At 74.0% G+C, this 13472-nt stretch carries 13 protein-coding genes; 5 read left to right on the top strand and 8 right to left on the bottom strand.

Annotated elements, in window-relative coordinates; genetic code table 11:
* Positions 1 to 210 precede the first annotated feature (210 nt).
* A complete protein-coding gene (locus ACFWA9_RS19970) occupies positions 211 to 1002 on the top strand; it encodes a hypothetical protein (protein ID WP_380388586.1) in 792 nt (263 codons plus the stop codon).
* A 37-nt stretch (positions 1003 to 1039) separates the two neighbouring features.
* Here the strand turns inward: ACFWA9_RS19970 and ACFWA9_RS19965 are convergent, their stop codons facing one another.
* The 6 genes from ACFWA9_RS19965 to ACFWA9_RS19940 form a co-directional block, all read right to left on the bottom strand.
* Positions 1040 to 2131 (bottom strand): VWA domain-containing protein, encoded by a 1092-nt coding sequence (locus tag ACFWA9_RS19965; RefSeq protein ID WP_380388584.1) that lies wholly within the window; start codon positions 2129 to 2131, stop codon positions 1040 to 1042.
* A gap of 388 nt (positions 2132 to 2519) precedes the next feature.
* Positions 2520 to 2966 (bottom strand): DUF1772 domain-containing protein, encoded by a 447-nt coding sequence (locus ACFWA9_RS19960; protein WP_352291496.1) that lies wholly within the window; start codon positions 2964 to 2966, stop codon positions 2520 to 2522.
* Between the two features lie 273 nt (positions 2967 to 3239).
* Positions 3240 to 3980: a class I SAM-dependent methyltransferase gene (locus ACFWA9_RS19955; protein ID WP_380388582.1), complete on the bottom strand. Its 741-nt coding sequence runs from the start codon at positions 3978 to 3980 to the stop codon at positions 3240 to 3242.
* Positions 3981 to 4267: 287 nt separating this feature from the next.
* Complete coding sequence (locus tag ACFWA9_RS19950) at positions 4268 to 4585, bottom strand: hypothetical protein (protein ID WP_352291494.1); 318 nt, start codon at positions 4583 to 4585, stop codon at positions 4268 to 4270.
* A gap of 153 nt (positions 4586 to 4738) precedes the next feature.
* The gene (locus ACFWA9_RS19945; protein ID WP_380388580.1) at positions 4739 to 6220 is read right to left on the bottom strand and encodes an ATP-binding protein; all 1482 of its coding nucleotides are present in this window, start codon (positions 6218 to 6220) and stop codon (positions 4739 to 4741) included.
* The gene (locus ACFWA9_RS19940; protein ID WP_380388578.1) at positions 6213 to 6890 is read right to left on the bottom strand and encodes a response regulator transcription factor; all 678 of its coding nucleotides are present in this window, start codon (positions 6888 to 6890) and stop codon (positions 6213 to 6215) included. The genes ACFWA9_RS19945 and ACFWA9_RS19940 overlap by 8 nt, the downstream gene beginning before the upstream one ends.
* A 252-nt stretch (positions 6891 to 7142) precedes the next feature.
* Between ACFWA9_RS19940 and ACFWA9_RS19935 the strand changes: the two genes are divergently transcribed.
* The 4 genes from ACFWA9_RS19935 (at position 7143) to ACFWA9_RS19920 (ending at position 9572) form a co-directional block, all read left to right on the top strand.
* On the top strand, positions 7143 to 7535 hold the full coding sequence (locus ACFWA9_RS19935) for a hypothetical protein (protein ID WP_380388576.1): 393 nt from the start codon (positions 7143 to 7145) through the stop codon (positions 7533 to 7535).
* Between the two features lie 110 nt (positions 7536 to 7645).
* Positions 7646 to 8293, top strand: coding sequence for a DedA family protein (locus ACFWA9_RS19930; RefSeq protein ID WP_380388589.1), 648 nt, complete (start codon positions 7646 to 7648; stop codon positions 8291 to 8293).
* Entirely contained in the window at positions 8290 to 8907 is a 618-nt protein-coding gene (locus ACFWA9_RS19925) for a phosphatase PAP2 family protein (RefSeq protein ID WP_380388574.1), read from the top strand. Before ACFWA9_RS19930 ends, ACFWA9_RS19925 begins: the two co-directional genes overlap by 4 nt.
* On the top strand, positions 8904 to 9572 hold the full coding sequence (locus ACFWA9_RS19920) for a phosphatase PAP2 family protein (protein WP_352291490.1): 669 nt from the start codon (positions 8904 to 8906) through the stop codon (positions 9570 to 9572). The genes ACFWA9_RS19925 and ACFWA9_RS19920 overlap by 4 nt, the downstream gene beginning before the upstream one ends.
* Positions 9573 to 9936: 364 nt before the next feature.
* Here the strand turns inward: ACFWA9_RS19920 and ACFWA9_RS19915 are convergent, their stop codons facing one another.
* Together ACFWA9_RS19915 and ACFWA9_RS19910 are read right to left on the bottom strand one after the other, a co-directional pair.
* Complete coding sequence (locus ACFWA9_RS19915; protein ID WP_380388571.1) at positions 9937 to 11193, bottom strand: family 16 glycosylhydrolase; 1257 nt, start codon at positions 11191 to 11193, stop codon at positions 9937 to 9939.
* Positions 11194 to 11575: 382 nt separating this feature from the next.
* Positions 11576 to 13423: a phospholipid carrier-dependent glycosyltransferase gene (locus ACFWA9_RS19910; protein WP_380388569.1), complete on the bottom strand. Its 1848-nt coding sequence runs from the start codon at positions 13421 to 13423 to the stop codon at positions 11576 to 11578.
* Positions 13424 to 13472: the final 49 nt, after the last annotated feature.

The following is a 13472-nucleotide window of genomic DNA, read 5'->3' as shown; positions in this document are numbered from 1 at the left end:
GAGGAATCCGCGCGCGCCTGCCCGGGAGCACCCTCTACGATCGTCGGATCCGCCGGCCGGTACGCCATGGGTCCGGGGGCCGCCGGACCGTGGTCGAGGCAGAACGGGGGTGCCTTGGTGAGGTGGCGACGACGCACGAGGACCGGCCCGGGCCCCGAGCCCGTGGCGACGGCCGAGGCCGTCCCGCTCCCCGAGGAGCGTCCCGCGGCGGTGGCGGCACATCAGTGGAGCCATCGCTGGGGGCCCTGGGCCGAGCAGTGGGAGGACTGGCTGCGCCGCTCCCCCGTCGGGGTGGACCTGCTGGTGTGGTGGCGGGACGAGGGGGGCGACCTGCTCGCCCTCGTCGGGCCGCAGCGCTACCTCCAGCGGCTGGCCGAGCTGCTGTCCCGCGCCTCACCGCGGGACGTGGCGGCCTTGGGGATCGGGTGCACCCGCCGCATCGACCGGCCGTGCCGCGATCCGGGGACGTGCGGCCAGGACCGGGCCGGCGACGACCCGACCGCCGCACCCCGGCACCGCACGGGTCCGGTTCCGGGCGCCTGCAGCGGGTTCAAGGACTGCTGGAGCGCGTACGGGATCGGCGTCGAGTTCACCGCCGACGACCGGCACCGCGCCGTGCACCTCCAGGACCCCTCGGACCACTCCAGGACGGACGTCTGGGTGGACGGCGTCCGGGTGGCGGACGGGATCACGCTGGACAGCTCGGGCTACTGGGTGGACGGACGGTACTACGTGGTGCAGGCCGAGGGCCCGCAGGACCACCCCGAGCAGAGCCACACGATGGGGCACCTCTGCTGCACCGTCCTGTCGCTGGTCGTCCACGACGCCGAGCTGGCCACCACGCGGATCCTCGTGCCCGGGGCCACCGAGGCGTGGACCGATCCCGAACTGGGCCGGGACGGCGACGCCTTGTACGTCTACCCGAGCCGCGGGGCCCGTGCGGCCGGGCGAGCGGACCGCGTCCTGCCCGTCGAGCCGCTGCCGCCCTCGCCGTCGCGCTGACCGTGGCGGAGGGGGCCGGCCGGACCGCGGGTGCCCGTCACAGCATGACGAGCAGCTTGGTGCCCGTCACCAACTTGCGGTTCACCGAGGTCGACTGGACGAACACGGTGTACGACGGGTTGTCACCCGGCTTCACCGTGGCCTCCGCCGACGGCAGGCCCAGGAGCCGGCGGGCCGCCGGACCGGAGAACACCCTGCCCGTCATCCGGCCGGTGGCCGGGTCCTTCTCGGCCACCGCGAGCTGCTTCGAGCCCTGGATCTTCTCCCGCTTGGACAACTCGTAGTAGGCGCAGCCGGTCTTGTAGGGGTGCCCGGCGCCGGTGACGAAGTCGCGGATCGGCATCGCCTCGTCGACCGGGACCAGGATGTACTCGCCGGCGTCCAGGGCATCGAGATTGGCCGTCACGTCGGCGGTGCTCAAGTCCTGGCCCATCGCGAACAGGTTCCTGGTGCCGCGCACACCCTGCTCGCGGCCCCGCAGGAAGCTCGTGGCGGCCGACTTGACCGTGCCGATCGCCTCCTCGACGCCCTTGCTGGAGTCCGCGTCCCAGATCGCGATGTTGCCCGCGGGGAAGCCGTACTCCTGAGCGGTGCGCTTGGCCAGCGAGTTCGGGACCAGGATCGCCGACGTCCAGTGGTCGGGGAGGTCGTCCATGGCCTTCTGGATGCGGCTCAGCCACGTGCTCAGCACCGTGCTGCCCCGGCCGCCGTTCATCTGGGTGTGCATCCGGCCGTTCTGCGAGAACCCGGAGGCGTTCTCCTCACCGTCGGTGACGACGACCTGGAGGAAGGAGTGCTCCCCGTACCCCTCCCAGATGTTCTTCAGGTCGTCGACGGACTTCACGGCCGCCTCGATCAGCGCCGTCGCACCGCCGTTGACCTTGTAGAGACCGCGCAGCGACGGCAGGTGCTTGACGTCCATGTCCCACACCAGGTTCTCCACCTCGTGGTCGAACGCGTAGAGGCTGATGCGGGTCTCGTGACCGAGCCGGTCGGACTCCTCCTGAAGGCCCTTCACGAATTCGTCCACCACGCGAACAAGCTGCGCCGCGTGCTGGCGCATCGAGCCGGAATTGTCGACCACCAGGGAAACGTGGTTGACCTTGTGCTTGATCCTGTTCGCAGACATTCTTCTACCCCTTGTCCCAACGCGCTCGCGACGCCTTCCGGCGCCCCCTCCAACGTTGGTTCCACCCTACGGTGAGGCACTGACAATCCGCCCTGACCTGGGGTTTCACCGCCCACTGACGCCCCGTCGGATTCGCCTGCCCGAGGACGGGAAACCGGAATGCGGCGGCGGGCCTGGGTCGGACGAATCAGCGCTCGCCGCCCGGCGTTCACCCGAATTCGGAATACCGCACCCGCCACCGTCCGGCGCGGATCTCCTCGCCGTCGACCTCGCCCCGCCCCCGAACGCGGACCGCGACCCGGTCCAGCGGTCACCCGCCCGAATCCGGACGTGCAGAACGCCCGCCGGGACCAGGCCCGCCGGACGCTGCTGGAGGGGCGCCGGGCCCTCAGACGAGGGCGACGACCAGGAGGAGGAACGCGGTCACGATGACGGCCACCCGCAGGTAGTGGAGGCGGTCCCAGCGGCCGAGCTGCTCCCGCCAGTCCGCCGGGGCGTTCTCCGGTGTCCACTGCGCCGCCCGGGAGTTGATCGGCACGAGCAGGGCGACCGACATCACCACACTGAGGACGAGCAGCCCGGCGGCCGTGGCGACCAGCCCCGCCCCGGCGTCCCCCCAGGTCACGGCGGACCACGCCACGCCGAGCACCACCGACCCGATGTACCAGAACGGCATCACCCGCCCCAGCAGCCGGGCCCCCTCGCTGCGGGCGGCGAGTCCGCCGTTGTGCGGCAGCCCGTCGACGATCGGGTTGACGAAGACCGCCACCGCGAACTCCACACCCACCAGCAGGCCGACGACCACGACCGTGACGACGGCCAGTGCGTTCTGCATGTTCCCTCCCCAAGTTCGGACCTGGCGCCTTCTAGCGCTGCTAGGTCATGGGGCAATGCTAGAGGTACCGACGCTCGAATGTCTAGCGCCGCTAGCACCGGGGCGGCACGGGCCCGGGTACGAGCTCCGGCAGCGGCGCCCGTACCCGGGCGGGCACGGGGGCCTCGTAGGCGCGGCGGATCGTCCCGGCCGCCTTCTCCCCGGTACGTCGCCCCGACGTCCCCGGGGCTCCCGGTCCGGCGCGGGTGGCGCCGGACCGCTGCCACGACGTCCTCAGCCGCCCGCCGGACCGCCCCCGGCCGCCGCGACCACGTACCAGTGGGCCGGGAGCGCGACCCGGGAGCCGTCCGGGTGGTGTTCGCTCATCGCGAGGTCCGTCCCGCCCTCGTCGAGGATCTCCAACCCGGCGCCGCGCAGCAGCCCGGGGATCTCCCCCGGCGTGACCTCGGCCGGGCGCAGGTCGTGCTTGCGGACCTGGCGGAGCTTCTCCGGCGGGCCACCCGGCCGTTCGGCGACCTGCTGGAGCACCGTCTTCGCGGCGGCGGTCGGCTCGACCACGAAGCCCCGGCCGCGCCGGCCGAGCAGCAGGGCGACGGCGGCCGCGACCGGTGGCCGGTCCGCCGGTTCGCTCTGGTGGAGCACCGCCCGCAGGTAGACGTTGGCGTCGCCGAGCCGGTCACCGAGGCGCCGCACCCCCACCAGGTCGGTGAGGTCGAGCTGCTCGAACTCGGCCACCGCGTCGCGGTCCGCCCGACGGGCGTGTACCACGGCCGAGGCGGACAGGTCGACGCCCACCGCCCGGGGGAACCGGCCGGCCAGATAGCGGGTCTGGGTGCCGTTGCCGCACCCGAGGTCGACGATCGGCAGCGTGCGGTCGGCGTGACTCGCGAACAGGGCGGTGTGCGGGGCCGCCGTCAGCGCCGGATCCGCGTCCCAGAACGGCTCGCCCGGCTCACCCGTGCTCTCCGCCCAGAACCCCTCCCACGCGCGTACGTAGCGCTCCGAATCACTCATCAGCTGGTCTCTCCCTGGGTCGTGGCAGCGGTGACAGCCTCCATACCGGCCCCTGCGGCGGCGGAAACCGGCCGACCGAAACCTTCACCCCCCGTTCGACCCCGTACCGGCGAAACCACCCGATCGGTGACTCCCGGCCGGGCGAAGGCGCCGGACGAAGACGGCGGCCGACGGGGCCGCCGCGTGCGGGACGTCCGTGCTCACCGCCGCGGAACCGAACACCGACCGCCCCGCTGTCGTCCACGGGCGTGGACGACAGCGGGGCGGAAGCCGGACCCCGGGGCGGATCAGCCGACGTCGATGCCGGTGACCGCCGGGGTGCCCATGCCCACCGCGTCCGTCTCGTACCCGGCGGCCGCGAAGGCCCGCCTGGTGAGGTCCAGGGCCGCCTCACCGGCGGCCGTGCGGTCGGCCGCCTCGACCTCCAGGCGCAGCACGAACGTCCCCTCCGGCTCGTCCAGGGTCAGCACATCGAGGTCGGGGACCTCCTCCGTACCGACCTCCTCGGGATCGGCGCCGCGCACGACGGCCAGCAGGGTACGGCGAGCGGAGTCGTCGACCGGTCGCTGGACTGTTCCGGGAATGGTGATCACATAGCTGCCCATGCCCTACGTGTCACCCGAGCCCGGCGTCGCAAACCTCGGCGGGGCCGTGCGCCCCCCGGATGTCCCCTACCCGACGTTTCCTCCCAGCTCAGAGGCATGATCATCCACCCAGGTCGGCAGTCGTCAGGACTCCCGGCGGTTCCGACCAGGCGGCTACGCAGGCCGTCGTGCCCCGGGCTCCGGGCGCGCGTCGGGCAGCCGGGTGCGGAACGTGGTGGTGTCCGGCGTGTCGAGGACGGTGAGGGTGCCGCCGTGGACGGTGGCGATGTCGCGTGCGATGGACAGGCCGAGGCCGGAGCCGCCGTCGTCGCGGCTGCGGGCGTCGTCGAGGCGGGTGAACCGCTCGAAGATCCGCTCCCGGTCGGCGGGGTCGATCCGGGGGCCGTCGTTGCTCACGTCCAGAACGGCGTACCCGGTGGCGCTGTCCTCGAACAGGCGCACGGTGACGCGGTGTCGGGCGTGGCGCCGGGCGTTGTCGAGGAGGTTGGTCAGCAGGCGTCCGAGCCACAGGGCGTTGCCCGTGACGGTGATCTCGTCCGGGGCGTCGAGGAGGACCGGGTGGGGCTCGGGTCCGTAGGCCCGCGCGGTGGTGCGGACGAGTTCGGTGAGGCGGACCGGCTCGTCGGGGTGGTGGTGGCCGCCGGCGTCGAGACGGGCCAGGAGCAGGAGGTCGGTGGCGAGCGACTGGAGCCGTTCGGTGTCCTGGAGCGCGCCGGCCACCAGGTCGGCGCGCACCTCGGCGTCGGGGTGGGTGAGCGCCACCTCCAGCTGGGTCCGCAGCACGGCGAGGGGGCTGCGGAGCTCGTGGGAGGCGTCGGCGATGAAGCGGCGCTGTCGGGTGCCGGCCGCCTCCAGGCGTTCGAGCATGGCGTTCATGGTGTCGGCGAGGCGGGCGATCTCGTCGTCACTGCGCGGGTCGGGAACGCGCCGGTCGAGGTCGCGGTCGCCGATGGCGGCCACCTCGGCGCGGATCGCCTCGACCGGCCGCAGGGCGCGGCCGGTCGCACGCCAGGTGAGGGCGCCGACGGTGAGCAGCAGGACGGTGCTCAGGGCGGCGAGGGCGCCCGTGGTGAGGTCTTCGGCGGCGTCCGCGGTGCGCAGGGAGGCCCCGACATGGACGGTGGCGGGCCCGGTGGGGGTGGCGGCGGTGACCGTGGTGACGCGCTGGTGGTGCTCGTCGCCCAGGGCGCCGAGGTTGAAGGTGTCATGGCCCTCCCGGTGGCCGGCGGGGGTGAGGGGCGGGTGGCCGGCCAGGTTCTGGCTGGCGGCGACCACCGTGCCGTTCGCGTCGACGACCTGGATGAAGTCGGTGCCGTGGTCGAGCGGCAGGGGGTTGCCGAGGTGCCCGTCGGTGGCGAGCCGGGCGACGGCCTGGGCCTGTTCGCGGGCGCCGGTCTCCACGGTGCGTTCCAGGTTGACGCGCAGCAGGAGGATGACCGCGGCCGAGGCGACGGCGAGGACGACGGCGACGCTGAGGCAGGCGGCGGCGGTGGTCCGGGTGCGGACCGAGCGCGGGGCCAGGCGGTCCAGGAGGGCCACCGTGCGGGGGTGGCCGAGGAGCCTGCCGAGGGCGGTGCGTGCCCGGCGGTAGGCGGCGGGCCGGCGGGGTGCGGGGCCGGTGGTCGGGTCAGCCACCGTCGGCCGCCAGGCGGTAGCCGGTGCCGCGGACCGTCTGCACCGAGGCCCTGCCGTAGGGGGTGTCGATCTTGCGGCGCAGCGCGCTGACGTGCACCTCGACGGTGTTGGGGTCGCTGTCGAGGGCGCTGTCCCAGACGGCGTCGAGGATCTCGCGCTTGGAGACGGCCTCGCCGGCCCGGCGGGCGAGGTGGTCCAGGACGGCGAACTCGCGGGGTGTGAGCGCGATGGCGGTGCCGGCCCGGGTGCAGGTGCGGGCGGCGGAGTCGACCACGAGGTCGCCCAGGACGGTGCGCCGGGGTGCGCGGCTGCCGATCCGGCGGGCGAGGGCCTTGAGGCGGGCGACGAGGACGACGAAGGAGAACGGCTTGGACAGGTAGTCGTCGGCTCCGGTGTCCAGGGCTTCGGCCTCGTCCCACTCGCCGTCCTTGGCGGTCAGCATCAGGATGCCGGCGTCGCTGCCGGCGGCCCGCAGCCGCGCGCACACCCGGTACCCGTTGAGACCGGGCAGCATGATGTCGAGCACGATCACGTCGTAGGCCTGGTCCATGGCCTTGGCCAGGCCCGAGAGGCCGTCGTGGGTGATGTCGACGGTGAACCCCTCGGCGGTCAGCCCGTGCTGCAGCGCCAGGGCCAGTCGGCGCTCGTCCTCCACCACCAGTACTCGCATGCCCCCAGGGTGGCAGGTCCGCCGGCCGGGCGGCTGAAGGAGCCTTCAGGTCTTCAGCTGTCCTTCAGCAACGCCCGGTCATGCTGGCCGTACCGTCCGGGCGCAGGTCCCGGGCCTTGTCACAGGATCGGGGTGGGCGCAGTGAGCGAGCCCAGAGGCGGGACGCGGTCGCCGCAGGAGCCGGGCGGCGGGAGCGTCGGTGGGGCGCGGGGCCGGTGGCCGTGGCCGGGTGGCCGTCGGGCACGGTGGGCCGTGGCGGGTGCGGCGGCCGTCGTGGTGGTCGGCGGCGGGGCGGCCGCGGTGGCGGTCCACCACGACGGCGAACGACGCGACGGGCACTCGGCGACGGCCGCGCAGGGCGGCGGGCGCCACCACGGTCCCGAGGGCCGGGACGGTGTGCGCAAGGACCACCGCGGTGCGCAGGGCGCACCGGCGCCGCTGCCGTCACTGGACGCGGCCGACGCGGTGGTCAAGGCCACCTCCGGGGTCGCGGGCGGCAAGGCCGAGTCGCTGACCGCGGTCACCGAGCAGGGCGGCGGCCGGGGCTGGCAGGCCGTGGTCCTCGGCCCGGACGGTGTCCGGCACCTGGTGACCGTCGACGGGGCCACCGGCACGGTCACCGGCAACGCGGTCCTGGGCGGCTGATCCACCCGGTCGGCACGGCCGGGCCGCGCGCGGAGACACCGGAACCGCGCTCCGGCCGCGGCCGCCCCGAACGGCTCGAACAGCTCCCTCTGGAAAGGCGCAACCCCGTGATGCTCTCCTCATCCGCCCTGCTGGCCGTCAATCCGCTGGACGCGAGTTCCCTTCTCGGCGCGTTCGGCGCCCTGGGCATCGCCGTGGTCCTCTTCGCGGAGACCGGTCTGCTGATCGGCTTCTTCCTGCCGGGTGACTCCCTGCTGTTCACCGCGGGCCTGCTGTGCACCACCGGCTCGCACAGCGGACCGCACCTCGACCTGGCCCAGGTCCTGAGCGCGTCCGCCGTCGGGGCCCTCGCGGGTGCCCAGGTCGGCTACGTCATCGGGCGGCGCGGTGGCAGCGCGCTGCTCGCCCGCTCCCGCAACAGACGGCTGCACGAGGGAGCCCTGCGGGCCGAGGAACTCCTCACCCGCTACGGCCACGGCAGGGCCGTGGTCCTCGCCCGGTTCGTCCCCGTGGTCCGCACCGTGCTCAACCCGTTGGCCGGAGCCCTGGGGGTCGACGTCCGCACCTTCACGATCTGGCAGACCGTGGGTGGCCTCGTCTGGACCCTCGGTCTCGTCCTGGCGGGCTACGCGCTCGGCTCGTCGGTGCCCGATGTCGACCACTACCTCCTGCCGATCGTCGGCGTCGTCATCGCGGTCTCCCTGCTGCCCCTCGTGCTCGAAGTCCTCCGCTCGCGCCGCCGCCGGGAAGCCCGATGACGGCCGCCGCCACCGCGCTCGCCCTCGACGGCCGCCCGATCGACGCCGGCCTGTACCTGCGCGCCGACCACTGGGCCCAGCACCTTCCCGCTCCCGCCCGGGAGGTGATCACCGCGTTCTCCGCCTACGGGCTGGGACTCCTGGCCGTCCTGATGCTCTGGGCCTGGTGGCGCGCCCGCGCCGACGACGGCGCCGCCATGGCCCGGGCTCTCGGCGCGCCGCTGGTGGTCACCGCCGTGTTCGCCGCCGACACCGTCCTCAAAAGCCTGCTGCACGAGCCACGGCCGTGCCAGGTCCTCGACGCCGGCACCACGCTGGAGGCGTGCCCCGGCACCGGGGACTGGTCGCTGCCGAGCAACCACACCGTCATCGTGTTCGCCGGCGCCGCCGTACTGTGGCAGGTCAGCCGCCGCATCGGCGCGCTCGCGCTGCTCCTGGCCGTCGCGATGGGCGCCTCCCGGGTGCTGGTCGGCGTCCACTACCCGCACGATGTCGCGCTGGGCGCGCTGGTGGGCGTCTGCGCCGGATACGGGCTCGGCCTCCTGGCCGGGCGGGGCGGGGGCGTGGTGGACCGGGCCCGGTCGGGCGGCGCGCACCGATGGCTCGCCGCGTGACCGGCCGCCGACGGCCCGCCGTCCTCGCCGGGAGCTGGGCGGCGTTCGCCGTGCTGGCGGCCGTACTCGCCGCGCACGACTGGGCACCCTTCCCGTTCGAACGGACCGCCGTCGACTGGAGCGTCGCGCACCGCCCGCCCGTCGCCGAGACGGTGGCCCTCGCCGTCACCTCGCTCGGCACGGGCGTCGCGCCCTACCTCCTGGTGCTGGCCGCGGGCCTCGTCACCCTGCGCGCCTCCCCCGCCCCACGGTCCCGCCGTGCGACCGCCGGGACCGTGCTCGCCCCCGTGCTCTGCCTGGCCGCGGGCCAGTTGCTGCGCCAGGGCCTGATGCACGCCTTCGGCCGCCCCCGGCCGCCGCGAACCGACTGGGCGTTCACCGCCTCCGGATTCGCCTTCCCGTCCGGACACGCCTTCACCTCCGCGCTCTGCGCGGGCCTGCTCGCCCTCGCCGTCGCCCGCGCCCACCCCCGGGCGGCCCGGGCCGCCGTCGTGACCGCGGCCCTGTTCGCGGGCTCGATCGGCCTCAGCCGTATCTACCTCGGGGTGCACTGGCCCCTGGACGTCCTCGGCGCCTGGTTCCTCGCCGCCGGCTGCCTGGCCGCCGCCTCGATCGTCCCGCGTCCCCCGACGCGACCGAGGGCTCCCGTGCCCGAAGTCCCGTAGGGGCCAGCCCAGCCTGCGCACGGCTCGACGGGAAACCCGGCCGTGCCGCGGTCGCACAGCCCAGCCGCACCGCTCGGACGGTGGCCGCCCCCGGCCCGGCCGGGTCGCCCGGTCCGGGCTCCTGATCCACCGAGGTCCCGCGCTTCCCCCGGAGCGCGGGGCCTCGGTCGCACCCGCGGGGAGCCGGTTTCCGGTTCCCCGCCTCGGTCGGCCACGGACGCGCACCTGGTCCGGCCCGGCCGACCGACGGCCGTTCGGGCCCCGGAGGCCGAACGGGGATCCAACGACGCGGACGCTCCGGGAACGGCGGTGGCCCGACCCCGGGAGGTCGGGCCACCGCCGTACTGTGCTGCTGGACGGCAGGTCAGTGCTGCCAGACCCGCACGTAGTCGACCTGCATGTCGGCCGGGGTCGCCGACGGACCGCCGCCGGACCAGACGGCGTTGTTCAGGATCAGGTACTGCGGCGACGAGCTGATGCCGGTGGTGATCTGTCCGACCTGCTTGCCGTCGTAGAAGTAGGTCACCGAACCCGGCTTCCACTCGGCGCCGTAGGTGTGCCAGCCGCTGTAGTTGCCCGTAGCGCAGCCGCCGGGGCCGCCGGACGGCGAGTGGTAGTGGTAGCAGGCCTGGCCGCCCAGGCCCTCCATGACGTCCATCTCGCCGTCGGCCGGCCAGTTGTGACCGTCCGTCCAGAACGCCGGCCAGTTGGCGATCTGCGAGCCGGCGGCGGGCAGGTAGATCCGTGCCTCGAAGGCGCCGTAGGTGAACTCCGCCTTGCCGTTGGAGGAGAGCATGCCGGAGCGGTACGGGTAGGTCTTGCCGTTGACCACGGTCGGCTGCTGGGCGATGTTCAGGTGCAGCGAGCCGCCGCTGACGGTGGACTGCGACGGGGCGTAGGCCGCCAGCTCGATGTCGGGGTTGACCGGCTGCGTGGTGCAGGTCTGGCAGCCGAACCAGTTGGGCGTCCACGTGGCGCTGTCGACGGTGCTGCCGTTGAACTCGTCCGCGAACACCGGGCGCCAGCTGCCCGCGATGCCCAGCGGACCGCCGGTGGGGGTCGGGGTGGGGGTCGGCGTCGGCGTCGGGGTCGGCGTGGGGGTCGGCGTGGGGGTCGGCGTGGGGGTGGGCGTCGGCGTCGGCGTCGGCGTCGGCGTCGGCGTCACGGTGCCGCCGCTCGACGTGAAGCTGTGGACCGGCGTCAGGTTGTGCCAGCCGTCCGAGGCCTGGTAGGCGACGAAATAGGTGTACGAGCCGCTGGGGAAGGTCCGGCTCTTCGGCGTGACGGTGGTCTGCCGGGTGCCCAGCGTGGTGGCGACTGCCCCGGGGAAGTCGTAGTTGGCGCCGCTCGCCGAGCGCACCGCGATGGTCAGGCTCTGCAGTTTGAGCCGCTTGTTCGCGTGCACCTTGGCGGTGGCGGTGACGGGCGAGTCCGGCGCGGGCGAGGTCGGCGTGATGCCGAGCGAGTCGACGGTGACCGGGCTGGTGGCCGCCTCGGACTGCACCGCCCAGGTCGCGGTGCCGGCGGTCACGGCCGCGGCCGCGAGTCCGGCGACGGTCAGCCGCTTCCACGCCGTCGGCGCGCCGCGGCGGTGTCGGGCGTTGTTTCGCAGGGTTCTCATGCTGTGGCAGTACCTTTCCTGCCCCCCTGGAGAGCCGCGGGCCCCGTCCGCGGCAGGAGCGGAGGAGAGCCCGTCGAGGGTGGAGCTTGTGCGAACGGACGCGTCCTTCGCAAGCCGCGGACCACCGGCCCACCCCGTCCAGGCACCTGGGGCGTCGGCCTGCCCACGGGCGAACCAGCAGGTCAGAGCGGGCATGAGGGCCGCCTTCGGGAACACCTGTGAGGTGCGGCACAGGTGACCGGGGCCACACGGGGCGTCCGCCCGGCCGGACCGCGCCGTCCGCTCGGCGGACCCCGTCCGGCCCGCCCGGCCGACCCGGTCACGCGGTCGGCCCGGCGGGCGACGGGCATGGGCGCCAGCAACGGCCGACGGGCGCCCGTGGTCAGGACTTGCGCCAGAGCGCCCAGCCCTGCGCCCGGTTCTCCTTCGCGACGTACCACTCGGCGGGGTGCTCCGGCCAGTACCCGTCGGTGGCCTTGCCCTCCGGGGCCGCCGGGGTGACCAGGACGGTCGCCTCCGCGGGGACCGGCTGCCAGCGCGGGTCGCGGTACCAGACCCGGCCCCGGTAGACCTCGAAGGCCTGGGCGTTGCGCAGGCCCCCGTCGAGGTCCCAGGCGAGGACCACGTTGTCCGTGGGCTTGAGCCCGGAGGCCTTGGTGAAGCCGGTCGCCAGCGGCTTGCGGTAGTTCGCGTGCGGGTAGCTGACCTGTTCGGTGATGGTGGCGGTGGCGAAGCCGGCGAACAGCGCGAGCGAGAGTCCGATCGCCCAGAGCACCCGGCGCCCGCCCGCGGCCAGGAACAGGACCACCGCGCCCAGGACGACGAAGGCGGCGACGGACGAGCGCATGACGTTCAGCCGCATCCAGTCGGTGGCCAGGAAGGTGACGTCCGGCAGGGCCCAGCCGATGAACAGCTTGGTGGTCAGCGCCGAGCCCGCGGACCAGACGACCAGCTTGCCGAGGAGCACCGTGAGGCCGACCGTGGCGGCCGCCGTGACGGCGAGCCGGCGGCGGCCGAGCCTGGAGAGGACGGCGGCGCCGACGACGAACGCCGCCGGGACCAGGAACGAGAGGTAGCGGGCGTAGACCCAGTCGTCGACCCGCCCGTCGTCCGGCAGAGCGGCGGCGGAGGCGAGCGCGGTGCCGACCAGTAGGGCCGCCAGCACGCCGCCGGCGATCCGGTCCGGGCGCGGGAAGCGGCCACTGAAGAGCGCGAACAGGCAGACCACGACCGCCAGGCCGCCGATGCCCCAGGTGGAGACGATGAAGTACCAGAGCTGCCCGGCCACCCGGGTCAGCGTCATCCCGGTCTTGTCGGGGTCGGTGAGGCCCTTCCAGAGGTATCCGCCGACGTCGCTCGGCTCGACGGTGAACTGGCGGTCGAGCCACCAGGACAGCGCCTTGACCCCCACCACGCCGACGCCCAGGGAGCCGAGGCCGACCAGCGTGGTGCGCCACGGGGCCCAGCGCAGCGCCAGGACGCCGACGAGGACCACCCCGGTGAGCGCCACCACCACGCCGCCGCGGTCGTGCACGGCCATCGAGTACGCGGCGGCCGCGGCGGTGCCGGCCGCGTACCAGGAGCGGTGCTTGACCGGGCCCTCGCTCAGCCAGCCGTGCAGGCAGAGCAGCCAGGCCAGGATCAGCACCGGCAGCACGGTGTCCGACATGACGAACTCGGAGTAGAAGATCACCGGCGGCAGCAGCGCGGTGGCCCCGGCGAAGACGTACGCCAGCAGCCGGCGCAGGCCCAGCCGGCGCAGCGCCAGGTAGGCCAGCGGGAAGACCAGCGCGTTCAGCAGCGCGTTGATCCCCATGATCAGGTGATAGGCGGTGACCGGGTCGTCGGCGATCCGGAACGCCGAGGAGATCAGCAGCGGGTAGCCGCCCGGGATCACCACACCGACCGGCATCTCGGTGGTCGGCCGGCCCGCCAGCACGCGGGCGAGGACCAGGTAGGAGTCCTCGTCAGGGTGCACCGAGGGGTAGCTCAGGTGCCGGACGAGCACCAGGCGGAAGAGGACCTCGACCGCGTATCCGGCCAGCAGGACCACCGGCCAGAACCAGCGCCGGCCGCGGGCCACCTCGAACCGCAGCGCCACCAGGCCCAACAGGCCTGACAGGCCGTCGGCGGGACGGGCGGGCCCGGCGGTCTCCGTGGCACCGGCCCGGCCCTCGTCGGGGACGGCGGGCCGCGGCAGGGTCTGCGGCTGCGTGGAGCGTTGTGTCATGCAGCTACATATATAGGCTACCGACATATAATGTCCAGAAGAGCAACCC

Origin of the sequence: Kitasatospora sp. NPDC059973 (assembly GCF_042737525.1) — a bacterium.
Taxonomy (GTDB): domain Bacteria; phylum Actinomycetota; class Actinomycetes; order Streptomycetales; family Streptomycetaceae; genus Kitasatospora.
The sequence above is the reverse complement of the archived record's forward strand: the minus strand, read 5'-3'. Positions and strand labels throughout refer to the sequence as shown.